Below are 15,648 nucleotides of genomic sequence, written 5' to 3' on the forward strand. Positions count from 1 at the left end.
GACTACCCAACCGGCGTCGCAGCGGCAACGCGGCGTGACCATTGGCAGGGCCGCGTGGTGCCGCGCGGCGGGCTAGACTCCGCAAAGTCCCTGCTGGAGGTCCACCATGCGCCCGACCCCGTTTACCGCCGCCCTGCCCGTCCTGATCGCCCTCGTGGCCCCCCCACGCGGCACAGGCGCAGACCGCCTTGCTGTGCGGCGACCTGTTCGACGCGCGCCAGGGCCGCATGGTCGGGCCGCACACGCTGGTGGTGGATGGCGACCGCATCACCGCCGTGAACCGTGGCCTGCAGGCGCCGCAGGGCATGGACGCGCTGGACCTGTCCGGGCTGAGCTGCAGCCCGGGCTGGATCGACCTGCACGTCCACCTGGGCACCGAATCCGGTCCCGGACGCTACACCGAGGGCTTCCGGCTGGAACCCGAGCACTTCGCCTTTCGCGCGGTGAACTACGCCCAGCGCACGCTGATGGCCGGCTTCACCAGCGTGCGCGACCTGGGTGGCGAGACGGCGCTGGCGCTGCGCGACTCGATCAACGACGGCACCACGGTGGGTCCGCATGTGTATGCGGCCGGCAAGTCGATCGCCACCACCGGCGGCCACGCCGACCCGACCAATGGCCTGAACCGGCGCTTTTCCAGCCTGGTCGGCACGCCGGGACCGGCCGAGGGGGTGGTCAACGGGGTGGACGAGGCGCGCCAGGCGGTGCGCCAGCGCTACCAGGACGGGTCGGACACGATCAAGATCACCGCCACCGGCGGCGTGCTGAGCTACGCACGCTCGGGTGACGGCCCGCAGTTCACCGTCGAGGAGATCCGCGCGGTGGTGGAGACCGCGGCCGACTACGGCTACACGGTGGCCGCGCACGCGCATGGCAAGGAAGGCATGCGCCGGGCGATCGAGGGCGGCGTGGCGTCGATCGAGCACGGCACCTACATGGACGACGAGATCTTCGCGCTGATGAAGCGCCACGGCACCTGGTACGTGCCGACCATCAGCGCCGGCCGCTTCGTGCAGGCGAAGTCGCGCATCGATGGGTACTACCCGGAGATCGTGCGGCCCAAGGCAGCCACGATCGGCGGCCTGATCCAGGACACGCTGGCGCGCGCCTACCGCGCCGGGGTCAAGATCGCCTTCGGCACCGACGCCGGCGTGAGCCTGCACGGCGACAATGCCGAGGAGTTCGTGTTCATGGTGGAGGCCGGCATGCCCGCCGGCGAGGCGCTGCAGACCGCCACGCTCAATGCGGCGCAGGTGCTGGGCCTGGCGGAGGAAATCGGCACCGCCGAGGTGGGCCGGCGCGCCGACATCATTGCCGTGGAGGGTAATCCGGTCGAGGACATCCAGGCGGTGCGCGAGGTGCGCTTCGTGATGAAGTCCGGCGCCGTGGTGCGCCACGACGGGGATGGCGGAACCGGCGAAGGCGCTTGAAGCCGCGGCCCGGCGACCCCAACTCGTTAGGATCGCCCGTCTTGGACAGCCCCTTGAGATGAACCAGCCCAGCCACGTCTTCACCGCCACCGCAGCCACCTTCGAGCGCGACGTGATCCAGCGCTCGCTCAAGGTGCCGGTGCTGCTTGAGTTCTGGGCGGAGTGGTGCGGGCCCTGCAAGCAGCTCAAGCCGGTGCTGGAGAAGCTGGCGCGCGACTACGGTGGCGCGTTCGAGCTGGCGCTGGTCGACGTGGACGCCGAACAGCAGCTGGCGGCCGCGTTGCAGATCCGCTCCGTGCCGACGGTGATGCTGGTCAAGGAAGGTCAGCTGGTGGACGGCTTCGCCCAGGCGCTGCCCGAGGGCCAGCTCAAGGCCTTCCTGGCGCAGCATGGTGTGGAGCCGGAGGTGAAGATCGCCGGCGCCGAGGCGCTGGACGCGGACGCGACCGCAGCCGAGCCCGAGGCGCCGGTGGACCCGGCCGCCGAGGTGGAACGTCTGCGCGCGGAAGTAGCGGCCGAACCCGACAAGGACGAACTCAAGCTGGACCTGGCGCTGGCGCTGCTGCGTGCCGGTGGCAGCACCGAAGAGGCCCGTGCGTTGCTGGATGGCCTGCCGGCCAACCTGGCCACCGACGACCGGGCGCGCAAAGCCCAGGCGCGCCTGGGCTTTGCCCGGAAGCTGGAGGGCGCGCCCCCGCGCCAGGCACTCGACGCTCGTGTCGCGGCCGACCCGGCCGACCACGAGGCGCGCCACCTGCTGGGCCTGCGCCTGATCGTGGACGGCGAGAGCGAAGCCGGCCTCGAGCAGCTCATCGCCCTGCTGCAGGCCGACCGCGACTATGGCGAAGGCCTGCCGCGCAAGGCGCTGATCGATGCGTTCACGGTGATCGAGGACCCGGCGCTGGTCAGCCGGTTCCGTCGACGCATGTCCAGCATCCTTTTCTGAGCGGACGCCAGGACGTGAAAGCCCGCCCGCTGCGCTGGGTCATGAACCTGTGGCCGCCGTTCCTGTTCTCGGGCATCCGGGTCCGGGAGATCTCCGACGATTTCAGCCACGTCCGGGTGGAACTGACGCTGCGCTGGTACAACCGCAACTACGTCAACGTGCACTTCGGCGGCAGCCTGTTCGCGATGGTCGATCCGTTCTGGATGCTGTTGCTGATGCGCCACCTGGGGGCCGCCCACCTGGTGTGGGACAAGGCGGGCAGCATCGAGTTCGTCAAGCCCGGGCGCGGGCGGGTGCACGCGGAATTCAAGCTCGACCCCATGCTGGTGGGCCGCCTGCGCGAGCAGGCCGCCGACGGCCGGGCGGTGCTGCACTGGTTCGACACCGAGGTGGTGGACGAGGCCGGGGACGTGGTGGCGCGGGTGCGAAAGCAGGTGTACGTGCGCCGCAAGCGCGATCGCAAGGCACCCGACGCCGCCTGAGCGCTGCGCGGGCCCGAGGCGTGGGCTGAACCTCCTTTCACGGATGCCGAAGCGCGCCGCCTATGCTGGGTCGCCGTGCTGGCTTATGCTCCGGCAGCGGGCTGCGTGGATGCGCAGGCCAAGTCCGACGACGCTGGAACGATGAGTCCGAGCAGCCAAGACAACCTCACCACGATGGTGATGAAGCCACCAGAAGGTGCCCCGGAGATCCCGGGTTACCGGATGCAGCGGCGCCTGGGAAGTGGCGGCATGGCCACCGTCTGGCTGGCGGTGCAGGAGCGCTGGACCGCGAGGTGGCGATCAAGGTGATGTCGCACGAGGCGCTGGCCGATGAATCGGCCAAGAAGCGCTTCGAACAGGAGGCCCGCACGATCGCCCGGCTGGAACATCCGGGGATCGTCGGCATCCACGAGGTCGGGCGCACCGAGGACGGCCAGCCCTATTACGTGATGCCCTATCTTGCGCGCGGTGCGCTGTCGCAGCGCGACTACCAGGGCGACGAGGAAGCGATCTTCGAGATCCTCAGGGCGCTGCTGTCGGCGCTGGAGTACGCGCATGCGCGCGGGATCGTGCATCGCGACGTGAAGTCGGAGAACGTGCTTTTCGACGCCAGCAACCGGCCGCGCCTGACCGACTTCGGCATCGCGCTGAGCAAGCGGACGAGCGCGCGCATCACCACGGCGGGACTGGCGCTGGGCAGCGGCGGCTACATGTCGCCGGAGCAGGCGCGCGGTGAAGAGGTGGACGGGCGCGCGGACCTGTATTCCCTGGGGGTCATGGCCTACGAGCTGCTGGTCGGCGTGCTGCCCTACGACGCCAGCGAGCCGCTGGCGCTGGCGCTGATGCATGCGCAGGACCCGATTCCGCGGCTGCCGACGACACTGCGGCACTGGCAGGGCTTCATCGACAAGGCGATGGCCAAGGCGCCGCAGGACCGTTTCCGCAATGCCTCGCAGATGTTGCGTGCGCTCGAGCGGCTGGAGCTGCGCCGCGAGAGTGCCAGCACCGAGCGCTGGGCCCGGCTGTGGGCCATGTCGCGGCTGCAGCTGCACCGGGCCCGTCCGGTGCTGTATTTCACCGGCGGCCTGGCCGGGGCGCTGTTGCTGGTGTGGGCGGTGTGGACCCTCCTGCCCCGGGGCGAGCCGGTGCCGGTCGAGGAGGACACACTGGCACTGGTGCAATCCGGAGAGGGCAGCGGCGCCCCGGAGGAAGACGACATTGCGGGGGCATCGGGAGGTACCGAGGTGCAAGCCCTGATCGATCGTGGCGAGGAGCAGTTGGCGGCCGGCGACCTGCTGGCCCCCGGCGACGCGAACGCCGCCGACACCTGGACCGAGGCCTGGCGACAGGCACCGGACGACCCGGCCGTGGTGGATGGCCTGGAGCGGACGCTGGCTGCGCTGGCCACCCGGGTGGCCGCCAACATCGCCGCGCGCAATCCCGGGCAGGCCCAGACCGGCTTCGCCCGGGCGCGCGAGCTGGCCACTTCGACCGGCCTGTCCACCGGCGAGGCCTGGCGGGAGTTCCGCGCCACGGTGCGCGAAGCCCTGGCCACCCGCCTGCGGGCAGCGGCGGCGAATTTCGACCACGCCGATGGCGTGGCGGCAAGCGAGCTGGTGGCGACGATCGACCCCGGCCACCCGGAGCTGCTGCCGCTGATGGATCCACTGCCGGACCTGCCGCGCCCGGGGCAGGCACTGGAGGGTGGCGTGCCGCTGGTGTTCGTGGCCCCCGGTGCACCGGGCCGGCCGGCGCTGGCGGCGATGCCGCGGCCGGTCACCCAGGGCGAGTACGGTGCCTTCGCCACCGGCACCTCCCGCGGCTCGTCGAACTGCCACCTGCCGGCCTCGCTGGTGCGCGTGTTCGCGCGCAAGACCTGGCGGGATCCGCCGTTCGAGCAATCCTCCGACCACCCGGTGGTGTGCGTGAGCCATGACGACGCGGCAAGCTACGCCCAGTGGCTCGGCGCGCGCTCGGGCATGCGGCTGCAGCTGCCCAGCGCGGCGGACTGGCGGCGCATGACCGCCGGCATGCCTGCCGGGCAGTGCGGCAATGCGCGGCTGGCCTGCGGCGACACCCGCGGTACGCTGGGCGTGGCCCGCTTCGGAGCCAACGCCCTGGGCCTGCGGGACCTCAACGGCAACGTGGCCGAATGGCTTCGCGACTGTGCGGGTGACTGCTCGCGCCACCTGGTGGGTGGGCAGTCCTGGCGGGATGCGCCGGGCGAGCGCCCGTCGCAGACTCGGGACTTCCCGGCCGAACGTGGCCACCAGGAAGTGGGTTTCCGGCTGGTGCGCGAACTGCGCCCCGGCGACAACGTGAGGGTTCGACCATGAGCAGTCGCGGATCCGACCCCTGGCGGGAGTTCTACCGTCGCGCACGTGCGCTGCGCATCCCGCACCTGCAGCGATACGTCCTCACCGGCCTGCTGACCGTGTTCCCGGTGTGGCTGACGTGGATCGTGTTCTCGTTCGTGCTGCGCCAGCTTTCGCGGCTCGGCCAGCCGATCGTGGATGCGATGCTGGCGGTGTTCGCATGGATGATTCCCGGCGGCCACATCGTGCAGCAGGAATGGATCCGCTTCACGCTGGCGGTGCTGCTGACACTGGCGTTCCTGTATGGGCTGGGCTGGCTGGCCAACCGGGTCGTGGGCCGGCAACTGCTCACCCTCATCGACAGCCTGTTCGAGCGCATCCCGCTGGTGCAGACCATCTACGGCGGCACGAAGAAGCTGCTGACCATGCTGCAGAAGAAGCCCGAGAGCACGCAGCGCGTGGTGCTGATCGACTTCCCGAAGGAGAACATGAAGGTGGTGGGCCTCGTGACGCGGATACTGCACGAGGAAGGTACCGGTCGCGAGCTGGCCGCCGTGTACGTGCCGACCACGCCGAACCCGACCTCGGGCTACCTGGAGATCGTGCCGGTCGAGCAGCTCACGCCCACGCCATGGACGGTCGACCAGGCGATGGCCTTCATCATCTCCGGAGGCGCGGTGAGCCCGGACGAAATTCCGTTCACGCCGCCCAAGGACAAGGGCGGGCTGCCCAAGGACGCGCCGGACCCGGGGAGCCCCAGCGGCGACCCGGTCACGTCGGCTGCGGGCACGCCCGCGGAGCCAGGACCCGCGCTCGACCCGCCGGAGCCACCACTGCCGCCCGACCCGGAGGGCGTGCGCCGCTGAAGCCCGCGGCGCAGCCGGGGCGCCTGCTTGGTTAGACTCCATGGTTGATCCGACAACCAGGAGTCCACCACGCATGGTCCAATCCACCCCCCGAACCCGGCTGCCGCTGGCCCGCATGGCGCTGGCGGTTGCGCTGGCGCTGGGCCTTTCGGCCTGCACCCCCACCCCTTCGGCATCCGAAGCGACGACCCAGGCCCAGGCACCGGCCGGCGAGCGCGAGCAGGCGCTGCAGGCGCTCTACGAGAGCTACTGGGAGCAGGCACTCGAACGCAACCCGCTGCGCGCCACCTTCGTCGGGGAGCACCGCTACAACCACCTGCTGGTGAACATGCTGGATCCGGAGTTCGTGGCCGAGAGCGAGGCCCTGGCGCGGCATTGGCTGGCGCGCGCCGAGGCGATCGGCAACGACGGGCTGGAGGGCCAGGACCTGCTGAGCTACGAGATATTCACCACCGACCTGCGCAACGAGCTGGCCGGATACGCCTTCCCGGGCCACCTGATGCCGCTCAACCAGTTCACCAACCTGGCCGGCACCTGGGCGACGCTGGGTTCGGGCGGCAGCGCGCAGCCGTTCAACACGCTGGCCGACCACGAGGCCTGGCTGCAGCGCGCCGACCGGATCCCCGTCGTGGTGGACCAGATGATCGCGAACATGCGCGAAGGCATGCGCCGGGGCGTAGTGCAGCCGCGGGTGCTGATGGAGCGGGTGGTGCCGCAGCTCGACGGATTGATTGCCGATACCGCCGAAGAGACGCTGTTCTGGCGTCCTGTGGCGGCGCTGGAGGACAACGCCGACGTGTCCACCAGTGAACGCCAGGAGCTGGAGGCGCGTTACCGGGTGCTGATCGAGGACCGGCTGATGCCGGCCTACGCCGGGCTGCGCCGCTTCGTGGCCGAGGAGTACATTCCCGCCAGCCGCGATAGCGTGGGCATGGCCGACCTGCCCGATGGCCCGGCCTGGTACGACTACCGGGTACGCCAGAGTACGACCACCGAGCTGACCCCCGCCCAGATCCACCGCATCGGCCTGGACGAGGTCGAGCGCATCCATACACGCATGCGCGGGCTGGCCGACGACCTGGGCGTGGCGCTGGCGCCGGACGACCACATCGGCATCCTGTTCGACGGCGTGCGCGCCCGGCCCGATGCCCGCTTCGAGGACGAGGAGGACCTGCTGAGGCAGTACCGTGCCTTCCGCGAGACGGTCGACCCGCTGCTGCCGAAGCTCTTCGACCTGCAGCCGGAGGCGGACTTCGAGATCCGGCCGGTGGAGGCGTTCCGGGCGCAGGCGGCTTCCGCGGCGTCGTACTCGGCACCCTCGCAGGATGGCAGCCGCCCGGGCGTGTTCTACGTCAACACCTACGACATTCCGGCACGCCCGCGCTATTCGCTGGAGTCGCTGTACCTGCACGAGGCCACGCCCGGACACCACTTCCAGATCGGCCTGCAACGCGAACTCGAGGACCTGCCCGCCTTCCGCCGCTTCGGCGGCGAGACCGCCTTCATCGAGGGGTGGGGGCTGTATGCGGAGTCGCTGGGCGAGGAGCTGGGCGTCTACCAGGACCCGCTGATGCTCTTCGGCGCGCTGGAATACGAACTTTGGCGCTCGATCCGGCTGGTGGTCGACACCGGCCTGCATGCCAAGGGCTGGAGCCGCCAGGACGTGCTGGACTACATGTACGCCAATTCCCCGGTGCAGCCCACGCGGGCCGTGTCGGAGGCCGAGCGCTTCATGGCGATCCCGGGGCAGGCACTGGCCTACAAGATCGGCGAGCTGCGCATCCGCGAGCTTCGCGACCTGGCCGAGGCCGAGCTGGGCGAGGATTTCGACGTGCGCGGCTTCCACCGCGAGGTGCTCAAGGACGGCTCGGTGCCGCTGGACGTGCTGGAGACGAAGATCAGGCGCTGGATCGACGGCCAACGCGGCTAGCACGGCGCCACCCGGGCGGCACATTGGCTTGCGCCGAAGCCACCGGCTACACGTCCTGCCACTCCCCAAGGCGCGCCAGCTCCGCCGGCGCTCCGTGGCGCGTCCGCAAGACGGTGGCCAAGGCCTCGCGCGCGGAGTGCTCGCCGTGAACCAGGCTGACCGCAGGGTGGCCGGGGAAGCGTGCGTACCATTCGACCAGTCCCGACTGGTCGGCGTGGGCCGACAGTCCGCCAACGGTGTGCACTTGCAGGCGCACCGGGAACGACTCGCCGAACATGCGCACGCTGTCGGCGCCGTCCACGATTCGCCGCCCGAGCGTGTCCCGTGCCTGGTAGCCCACGAAGACGAGGTGGGACTGCGGCCTGCCCAGGTGGTGCCTGAGGTGATGGCGGATGCGACCGCCATTGCACATGCCGGACCCGGCGATGATGATCGCCCCGGAGCGGATCCCGTTGATGTGCTGGGATTGCGCGACGTCGGTGGTCAGATGCAGGTTCGGCAATCGGAACGGATGCGGCCACTCGCGCCAGGCCTTGGCTGCTTCGGGATCGAACAGGTCGACGTTCTTCTCGTATACCTCCAGCACGCGGATCGCCATCGGGCTGTCGAGGTAGATCCTCCAGCGGCCCAGGTTCCAGCGGTCGAAGTTCCGGGCGAACGCGTAGAGCACCTCCTGCGTGCGACCGACCGCGAAGGCCGGGATGAGGACGTTGCCACCGCTTTCCCAAGCCTGCTCGAGGATTTCTAGAAACTCGAGCTCGGTGTTGGCCCGGCTTCGATGGTTGCGGTCGCCGTAGGTCGACTCCAGGATCACCCGGTCGGCCCGACCCGGGTGCTCCGGGCTGCGCACGATCGGCGCGTCCTTCATGCCAAGGTCGCCGGAAAACACCAAAGTGCGGGGTGCAGCCTGGCCAGTGTCTTCCGTGATTTCCACGATCGCCGAGCCCAGGATATGGCCTGCATCGTGCAGCGTCAGCGTCACCCCGGGGGCCAGCTGGCGTGGGGTGCCGTACTCGACCCCGCGTACGAGTCGCAGCGTGCGCCGGACATCGCCCTCATCGTAGAGCGGGCCCAGGGTGGCCTGGGGACCTCCAAACCGGCGAGCACGCTCTGCGTCCATCGCCGCCAGGTTGGCGGCGTCCTCCAGCATGATCCCGATCAGCCCTTCGGTCGCAGGGTGGGTCCACACCGGTCCACGGAAGCCCCGTCGGACCAGTAGCGGCAATCGCCCGGAATGATCGATGTGCGCATGCGACAGCACGACCGCATCGATCGTGTTGACGTCGAAGCCGAACGCGTCCCGATTGCGCCCCTCGTCTTCTCGACTGCCCTGGTGCATACCGCAATCGAGCAGGAACCGGTGCCCGCCGGCTTCGACCAGATGGCATGAACCGGTCACCTCTCCAACCGCCCCCAGGCTGCAAAAACGCATGACGACCTCCTCGACCCTTCGATGGAGGGTAGCCGCGAAGTCGACCCGACGGGGTGACGAACCAAAAAAAACCGCCCCCTGATGGGGGCCGGCTTCAACTCACCGTTGGAGCAGGCGAGCTTAGTTCACCGTCAGCGTCACCCTGGCGGCTGCCTGGGGACGAAGCGGATCGTTGCTGCCGACACAGGCCACGGCCCGGTAGGTTCCTGGAGCAAGCCCTGCGGTGTTCACCGCCACCGTGAGCTGCGTCGAGCCACCTGGAGCGACGGTGCCCGAGGACGGGGTGACGGAGCTGATCCACGACGCACCGCACTGGACCTGGCCTCCAACACGCAGGGTCATCGCGTTGAAGGCGCTGGTGGTTGGCGCCCATGCCCCTGTCGACATGTTGAGGTTGTGTGGACGGGCACCCTGCTGCGCTGCCGGGCTGAAGAACCAGATCCAGTTGTTGGCCACCGTAGCGGTCGTCGACTGGATCACCACCCAGTAGGTGCCCGGTGCGAGGTTCGGCGTCTGGCCCGCGGCCGCGAGGTCGAGGGTGATGGTGTTGTCGACGGTGCTGATGCCCGGGCCGTTCGGCGCCGAGGAGTAGGTCCACACCGGCTCAATGACGGTGTTTATCGGGCTGCCCAGCGGACGACCACCATCATCGGCATACACATACCAGGTGAGCGCCGATGCGCCAGCCCCGATGTTCAAGCCCTGGGTGAAGCCTTCAGCCCTCAGCAGGCGAAGCGACGCCTCACCGCCGACCGAGAAGTCATCGGCCACGACGAATCGCTGCTCCGGGGTGGTGGTGATGAGACCGCTGCGGGTACCGTTGCCCAGGCCAGCACGCGGCTGGTCGAGGAAGTCCAGTGTGGCCGACCCGGTGGTGGCGACGGTGTAGTTGAGCGGTCCACCGCCCACGTTCGACACCGTGGCTTGCGCCGAGCCGGTTCCGCCAGCCTCGACGGTAACCGAAGCCGAACCGACCTGGATCACGGGGGCGGGAACCGCCACGGCGATCGGAAGGCGCAGGACCGGACTGTCCGGCGAAGCGATCGGCGTCAGTACCAGGGCGCCGAAGTTGAAGGTACCGGTTGCCGGCAGCGAGGACGAGTCGATGGTCACCGTCACCGAAACCTCGGCATTGGCGCCGACGGCGATCGATGTCCGGCTCACCTCACCCTCAAGGCCCACAAGTGCCACCGAGTAGCGGTTGTTGAGCGTGGAACGCATGCGGGCAGCGGTGGCGTGGTTCACACCACGGAAGGTGCGCGTGAACGAGCAGCTCTGGAAGCAGGTGGCATCGGCCATGCTGGCCAGGTTGAGGCTGGACGGACTGCCACCCTGGGCCGGATTGGCCGCCTGGAAGTTCTCGCTGGTCTCATTGAGCACCAGACCGGCACGAACGGCCCGATCCACGCGCAGCGCACCCGAACCACCCGCGAACGGGTTCGCCGGCGTGACACCGTCCTCGAGCAGAACCGAGTTCTCCGCCGTCATCATCAGCGCGGACTTGATCTCGGACACGCTCCAGCCCGGCTGCAACTGGCGCACCAGGCCGGCAGCACCGGCGTTGTGCGGCTGCGACATGGAGGTACCGCTCTTGAGGCCCACCAGGTCCTCGAAGCCCGTCGGGCTCGGACCTGCATCGGCTGCGAGGATCAACACGCCCGGGCCGGTGAGGTCCGGCTTGATCAGGTCGAACTGCACCGGGCCGCGCGAGCTGAAGCCCGCCAGCTGATCGGGCGTGTTGGTCACCGGCGATGCCGCCGCCGGAATCGAGGCCGTGACGCCAGGGTTGCTCGCTGCAAAATCGCGCAGCGCATTGCTGGGAGCCTGCTCGGCGCCGAACACCGGGATGGTGGTGCCGGGAGACGAAGGAGCGATGACACCCGCCTGGTTGTTGGCGATAACCACCGCAATGGCACCCGCAGCCGTGGCGTTGTTCACCTTGTCGCTGAAAGCGCAGGTGCCGCGACGGATGAGCGCGATGGAGTCCTCGAACAACTCCGGATTGCCGAAGGACGCACATCCATCATCGGCGGAGTCGATACCCGGGCTGACCACCAACGGGGTGTCGGCCGGGAAATCCTCGGTCTGCGGCACCGTGTTGGGTCCCGGAGCCAGCGCGATCGACTGCAGGATCGGCGGCGGCGCCACCGGTCCGGTCACGGTCAGGAACTTCGCGAACGCGCCACGGCCGTGCTGTGCCGCTGCGATCGTGTGCACCCAGGGCTGGCGATGCCCGACGGTGGCCGCACCCGGGCCGGAGTTGCCGCCGGAAGCCGAAACGAAGATGCCGGCTTGGGTCGCGGACAGGAAGGCCAGCGAGATGGCCTCGGTCCACGGCTGGGCGCGCCGCCGATGGAGTAGCTGAGCGCATCGACCACGCCGTCGGCGACCGCCTGGTTGATGGAAGCCAGCGTCGACACGTTGGGGCACAGGCCCTGGCCGGCACTATTGGTATAGCAGGCGTCGAAGAAGACCAGGTTGCCGCGCGGGGCGACACCGGAGATCTCGAGCTCGTTGCCTTCGAAGGTGGCCGTGCGGAAGTTGCCCGCCACGGTGGAACCCACGTGCGTGCCGTGGCCGTTCTCATCGCGCATGCCCGGCACTTCGCGGTTCGGAGCGGCGCAGTTGGCCGGTGTCAGTTCACAGATGAACTCGTAGCCGCCGATCATCTTGTCGTTGCAGCGACCCTCGTCGATGCCGCCCTCGGCACAGGTGCCGAGGTAGTTGCCTGCACCCAGCGGGTTCACGTGCTGGTAGCCGTTCATGTCGACCGCGGCGAACGAGGGGCTGCCCACGTTGGCACCCGAATCGATGATGCCGAAGACCACGCCTTCACCCAGCGCACCAATGCTGCCGGGGCGCCCGGTACCAGTCTCCCAGACCACATCCGCGCCGATGTGCAACGGGCCGGTGTCGGTATCGAGCGGGTACTCGTAGTACGGCTCCATCAGGGCGATGTCGCGCATGCTGGAAATCGACCGGGCTTCCTCGGCGGAGAGCTCGACGATGATGCCGTTGAACGCATGCTGCATCCGATGCAGCACATCGACCGGGCGACCGAGCGCGTCCGACATCGCCAGTTCGCGTTCGAACTGCAGGCTGGCGAGCGCGTCCGCGTAGGCCACCGCTTCCGAGCTGGCAACATCGAACCGGCCGCTCGATTGCCGCGCAGGCGCCGGGAAGGCCGCCTTCTCACCGTCATAGAGGGCCAGCGGCGCCTCGTTGAAACCGATGATGTAGGGAACGCGCGCATCGACATTGGCGCTGATGTACGCCTCCTGGGTCACCGCGAACTCCGGATCGGCTGCCGCAGGCTCAACGCCGGGACGCGAGAAACTTTCGTCGATCGCCGGCGCGTAGACCGCAGGCGCGGTTTCGCTGCTTCCACCCGCGTTGACGCGGGAGGCACGAACGACGGAGTCCACCTGGGCCTGCCGGGTGGTCTGGACCTGGCGGGTGGCGCCGGCTGCTGGAGCCTGGCGGGCTTGAGCTGTTCCCACGGCCTTGCCGAGGTAATGCTCGTCGTTGATCTGATGGGTTTCGCTGGCAATGACGCCGGCGGAAACCATGGCGAGCGCGATACTGGTCGCGAGCGCCAAGCGATTGGTTGGAAGAGCCATTCGGAGAGAGTCCTCTTGAAGCGTGAAACAAGTGGAAGTTGGCCGGCACGGAACCGGCCTTCGTGAAACCCGCGCATGAGGAGAGCGTGGACAACGTGACCGGGTCCAACAGGCGATAGCGCCTCCCCCCCCATCATGTGGCCGCATCCAACGCGCCCTGTCGTAATACCACAACTATGGCCACTGGTTAACGCGTCTTCACAAAAAAACGTGGCGCGGATTCTGTCTTCACACGCAGAAGCGTTTAAAGAAGCGCCGGAGGGCGTACGCACTGTGAAGGACCGTAGCCCGGCGGCGGTCCTTTTTTGGTGCACCGCATCAGGGCCGACGGATGCGGGGCCCCGCCCCCGCTCATGGCAGCCTCGCGAGCGAACCGCTACCCTGCCGAGGCCAGTAAGCCAGTCCGCACATCGACACAGGAAAGAGAAAGAAAATGATTCGAGCACCCTTTTCGCGAACTCCGCTAGCCGCGGCCCTGGTCCTCGCCCTCGCCGCCTGCACGCCGGACAGCGGCACGTCGCCTGCCACGACGCAGACCGACCGCAATGGCGCCGACGCGGTTGCAGCGGCGCCCTCCATCGACTGGGACCGCGTGACCACCGCGCCGAACCGCCTCGACCCGGCCGAGATCAACAACGACATCGCCGCCTGCGACGACTTCAACGGCCACGTCAACTCGCTGTGGCTGGAAGCCAACCCGGTGCCGTCCGACCGCACCTCGTGGGGCAGCTTCGAGCTGCTGGGCGAGCGCTCGATGGAGGTCCAGCGGGAGCTGGTGCGCGCCGCCGCCGAAGGCGACGCGCAGCCGGGCAGCATCGAGCGCCGGGTCGGCGACTTCTTCGCCAGCGGCATGGACTCCGACGCGATCGAGGCCGCGGGCATTTCACCGATCGAGCCGATCCTGGCCGAGATCGATGCGATCGATTCGCGCGAGGCGCTGGTGGCTTACCTGCGGGAGGCCTACGCGCAGGCCCGCGGCGGTGTCTTCGGCTTCTATGCCGGCGCCGACTTCCAGGATTCGCAGATGGTCATCGCCTACTCGGGCCAGGGCGGGCTGACGCTGCCCGAGCGCAGCTATTACCTCGAGGACCGCGAGGACTACGTGCGCATCCGCGACGCGTTCGTGGACTACGTGGGTGACGTGCTGGCGCTGTCGGGCATGGCCGAGGACGAGGTGGCCGCGACGGCGCAGGAGATCCTGGCCTTCGAAACCCAGCTCGCCGAGGCGTCGCTGGACCGCGTGTCGCTGCGCAACCCGGAGAACCGCTACAACCCGGTGAGCATCGACGAGGCGAACGCCCTGACGCCGAACTTCGAGTGGGGCGCGTTCTTCGACGCGCTCGACGTGGATCGCCCGGAGATGTTCTCGCTGGGCATGCCCGGCTTCTTCGAGCGCGTGGACTCGCTGATCGCCGAGGCCGACCTGGAGACGTGGAAGCAGTGGCTGCGCTTCCGCACCGTGTCCAGCGCCGCGCCGTTCCTTTCCAGCGATTTCGAGCAGCGCCACTTCGCGTTCTTCGACGCCACGATCCGTGGCCAGCAGGAGCAGCAGGAGCGCTGGAAGCGCGTCCTGGGCACCGTCAACGCCGGCATGGGCGAAGCCCTGGGCCAGCTGTACGTTGCCGTGGCCTTCCCGCCGGAATCCAAGGCGCGCATGGAGGAGCTGGTCGGCAACCTGAGCGAGGCGCTCAAGGTGCGGTTGCAGAACCTCGACTGGATGGGCGAGGAAACCCGCGAGAAGGCGATCGAGAAGTGGGCCAGCTTCACGCCCAAGATCGGCTACCCGGACGAATGGCGCAGCTGGGACGGCCTGGCGATCGAGGGCGACAACTACGTCGGCAACGTGCTGGCGGCCAACCGCTTCAACTACCGCCACATGCTCGACAAGATCGGCAAGCCGGTCGACCCCGAGGAATGGGGCATGAGCCCGCAGACGGTCAACGCCTACTACCGCGCCTCGGCCAACGAGATCGTGTTCCCGGCGGCGATCCTGCAGCCACCGTTCTTCGACCCGGACGCCGATGACGCGCTCAACTACGGTGGCATCGGCGCGGTGATCGGCCACGAGATGCTGCACGGCTACGACGACCAGGGCAGCCGCTTCGATGCCGAGGGCAACTTCGCCAACTGGTGGACCGACGAGGACCGCGCGCGTTTCGAGGAGCGCACCGCCCTGCTGGTGCAGCAGTTCAACGAGTACGAGGCGCTTCCGGGCATCTTCGTCAACGGTGCCCTGGCACTGGGCGAGAACATCGCCGACCTCGGCGGACTGACCGTGTCCCATGACGCGATGAAGCTGGCCCAGGGCGAGGACTTCGCCGATCCGATGATCGACGGCTACACCCAGGACCAGCGCTTCTTCAAGAACTGGGCGGTGGTGTGGCGCCGCGGCTTCACCGACGAGCAGCTGCGCGTGGCGCTGACCACCGGGCCGCATGCACCGGCCCCGTTCCGCGCGATCGGTGCACCGTCGAACATGCCGGCGTTCGCCGAGGCGTTCGGCTGCGAAAGCGGTGATGCGATGGTGCGCGACGGCGACCAGCGTGTCGTGATCTGGTAAGCAGGCCGACGCCGCGGCGCCCGCGCCGCGGCCGTCCTGCCGGCATCCGGTCGAGCCACACCAACCC

The 15,648-nt window shown here is 68.8% G+C and carries 11 protein-coding genes; 8 read left to right on the forward strand and 3 right to left on the reverse strand.

Features of this window, described 5'->3' with window-relative positions:
- Nucleotides 1-188 precede the first annotated feature (188 nt).
- The 7 genes from FU658_RS11930 (at nt 189) to FU658_RS11955 (ending at nt 7,969) form a co-directional block, all read left to right on the forward strand.
- Complete coding sequence (locus FU658_RS11930; protein ID WP_222708443.1) at nt 189-1,430, forward strand: metal-dependent hydrolase family protein; 1,242 nt, start codon at nt 189-191, stop codon at nt 1,428-1,430.
- A gap of 58 nt (nt 1,431-1,488) precedes the next feature.
- A complete protein-coding gene (locus tag FU658_RS11935; protein WP_147892289.1) occupies nt 1,489-2,376 on the forward strand; it encodes a tetratricopeptide repeat protein in 888 nt (295 codons plus the stop codon).
- A gap of 14 nt (nt 2,377-2,390) precedes the next feature.
- Nucleotides 2,391-2,858 carry a DUF4442 domain-containing protein gene (locus FU658_RS11940; RefSeq protein ID WP_255505579.1) on the forward strand — a complete coding sequence of 156 codons (468 nt, stop codon included), beginning with the start codon at nt 2,391-2,393 and terminating at the stop codon, nt 2,856-2,858.
- A 141-nt stretch (nt 2,859-2,999) separates the two neighbouring features.
- Nucleotides 3,000-3,167 carry a hypothetical protein gene (locus FU658_RS14520; protein WP_187266088.1) on the forward strand — a complete coding sequence of 56 codons (168 nt, stop codon included), beginning with the start codon at nt 3,000-3,002 and terminating at the stop codon, nt 3,165-3,167.
- Nucleotides 3,152-5,194: a bifunctional serine/threonine-protein kinase/formylglycine-generating enzyme family protein gene (locus FU658_RS11945; protein ID WP_187266089.1), complete on the forward strand. Its 2,043-nt coding sequence runs from the start codon at nt 3,152-3,154 to the stop codon at nt 5,192-5,194. Before FU658_RS14520 ends, FU658_RS11945 begins: the two co-directional genes overlap by 16 nt.
- Nucleotides 5,191-6,039, forward strand: a complete 849-nt coding sequence (locus tag FU658_RS11950; RefSeq protein ID WP_321167747.1) for a DUF502 domain-containing protein — start codon at nt 5,191-5,193, stop codon at nt 6,037-6,039. The genes FU658_RS11945 and FU658_RS11950 overlap by 4 nt, the downstream gene beginning before the upstream one ends.
- Nucleotides 6,040-6,139: 100 nt before the next feature.
- Nucleotides 6,140-7,969, forward strand: coding sequence for a DUF885 domain-containing protein (locus FU658_RS11955; protein WP_425477615.1), 1,830 nt, complete (start codon nt 6,140-6,142; stop codon nt 7,967-7,969).
- A 46-nt stretch (nt 7,970-8,015) separates the two neighbouring features.
- Here FU658_RS11955 and FU658_RS11960 read toward each other — a convergent pair whose 3' ends face one another.
- From FU658_RS11960 to FU658_RS16175, 3 genes are all read right to left on the reverse strand, one after another.
- A complete protein-coding gene (locus FU658_RS11960; protein ID WP_147892291.1) occupies nt 8,016-9,401 on the reverse strand; it encodes an MBL fold metallo-hydrolase RNA specificity domain-containing protein in 1,386 nt (461 codons plus the stop codon).
- Nucleotides 9,402-9,521: 120 nt separating this feature from the next.
- On the reverse strand, nt 9,522-11,618 hold the full coding sequence (locus FU658_RS16090) for a PA domain-containing protein (RefSeq protein ID WP_187266104.1): 2,097 nt from the start codon (nt 11,616-11,618) through the stop codon (nt 9,522-9,524).
- Complete coding sequence (locus FU658_RS16175; protein ID WP_484476963.1) at nt 11,564-12,970, reverse strand: S8 family serine peptidase; 1,407 nt, start codon at nt 12,968-12,970, stop codon at nt 11,564-11,566. The genes FU658_RS16090 and FU658_RS16175 overlap by 55 nt, the downstream gene beginning before the upstream one ends.
- 484 nt (nt 12,971-13,454) lie before the next feature.
- Here FU658_RS16175 and FU658_RS11975 point away from each other — a divergent pair, with 484 nt between their 5' ends.
- Nucleotides 13,455-15,581, forward strand: coding sequence for a M13 family metallopeptidase (locus FU658_RS11975; protein WP_147892294.1), 2,127 nt, complete (start codon nt 13,455-13,457; stop codon nt 15,579-15,581).
- Nucleotides 15,582-15,648: the final 67 nt, after the last annotated feature.

The organism is Alkalisalibacterium limincola, assembly GCF_008017755.1.
Classification (GTDB): Bacteria; Pseudomonadota; Gammaproteobacteria; order Xanthomonadales; family Xanthomonadaceae; genus Alkalisalibacterium; species Alkalisalibacterium limincola.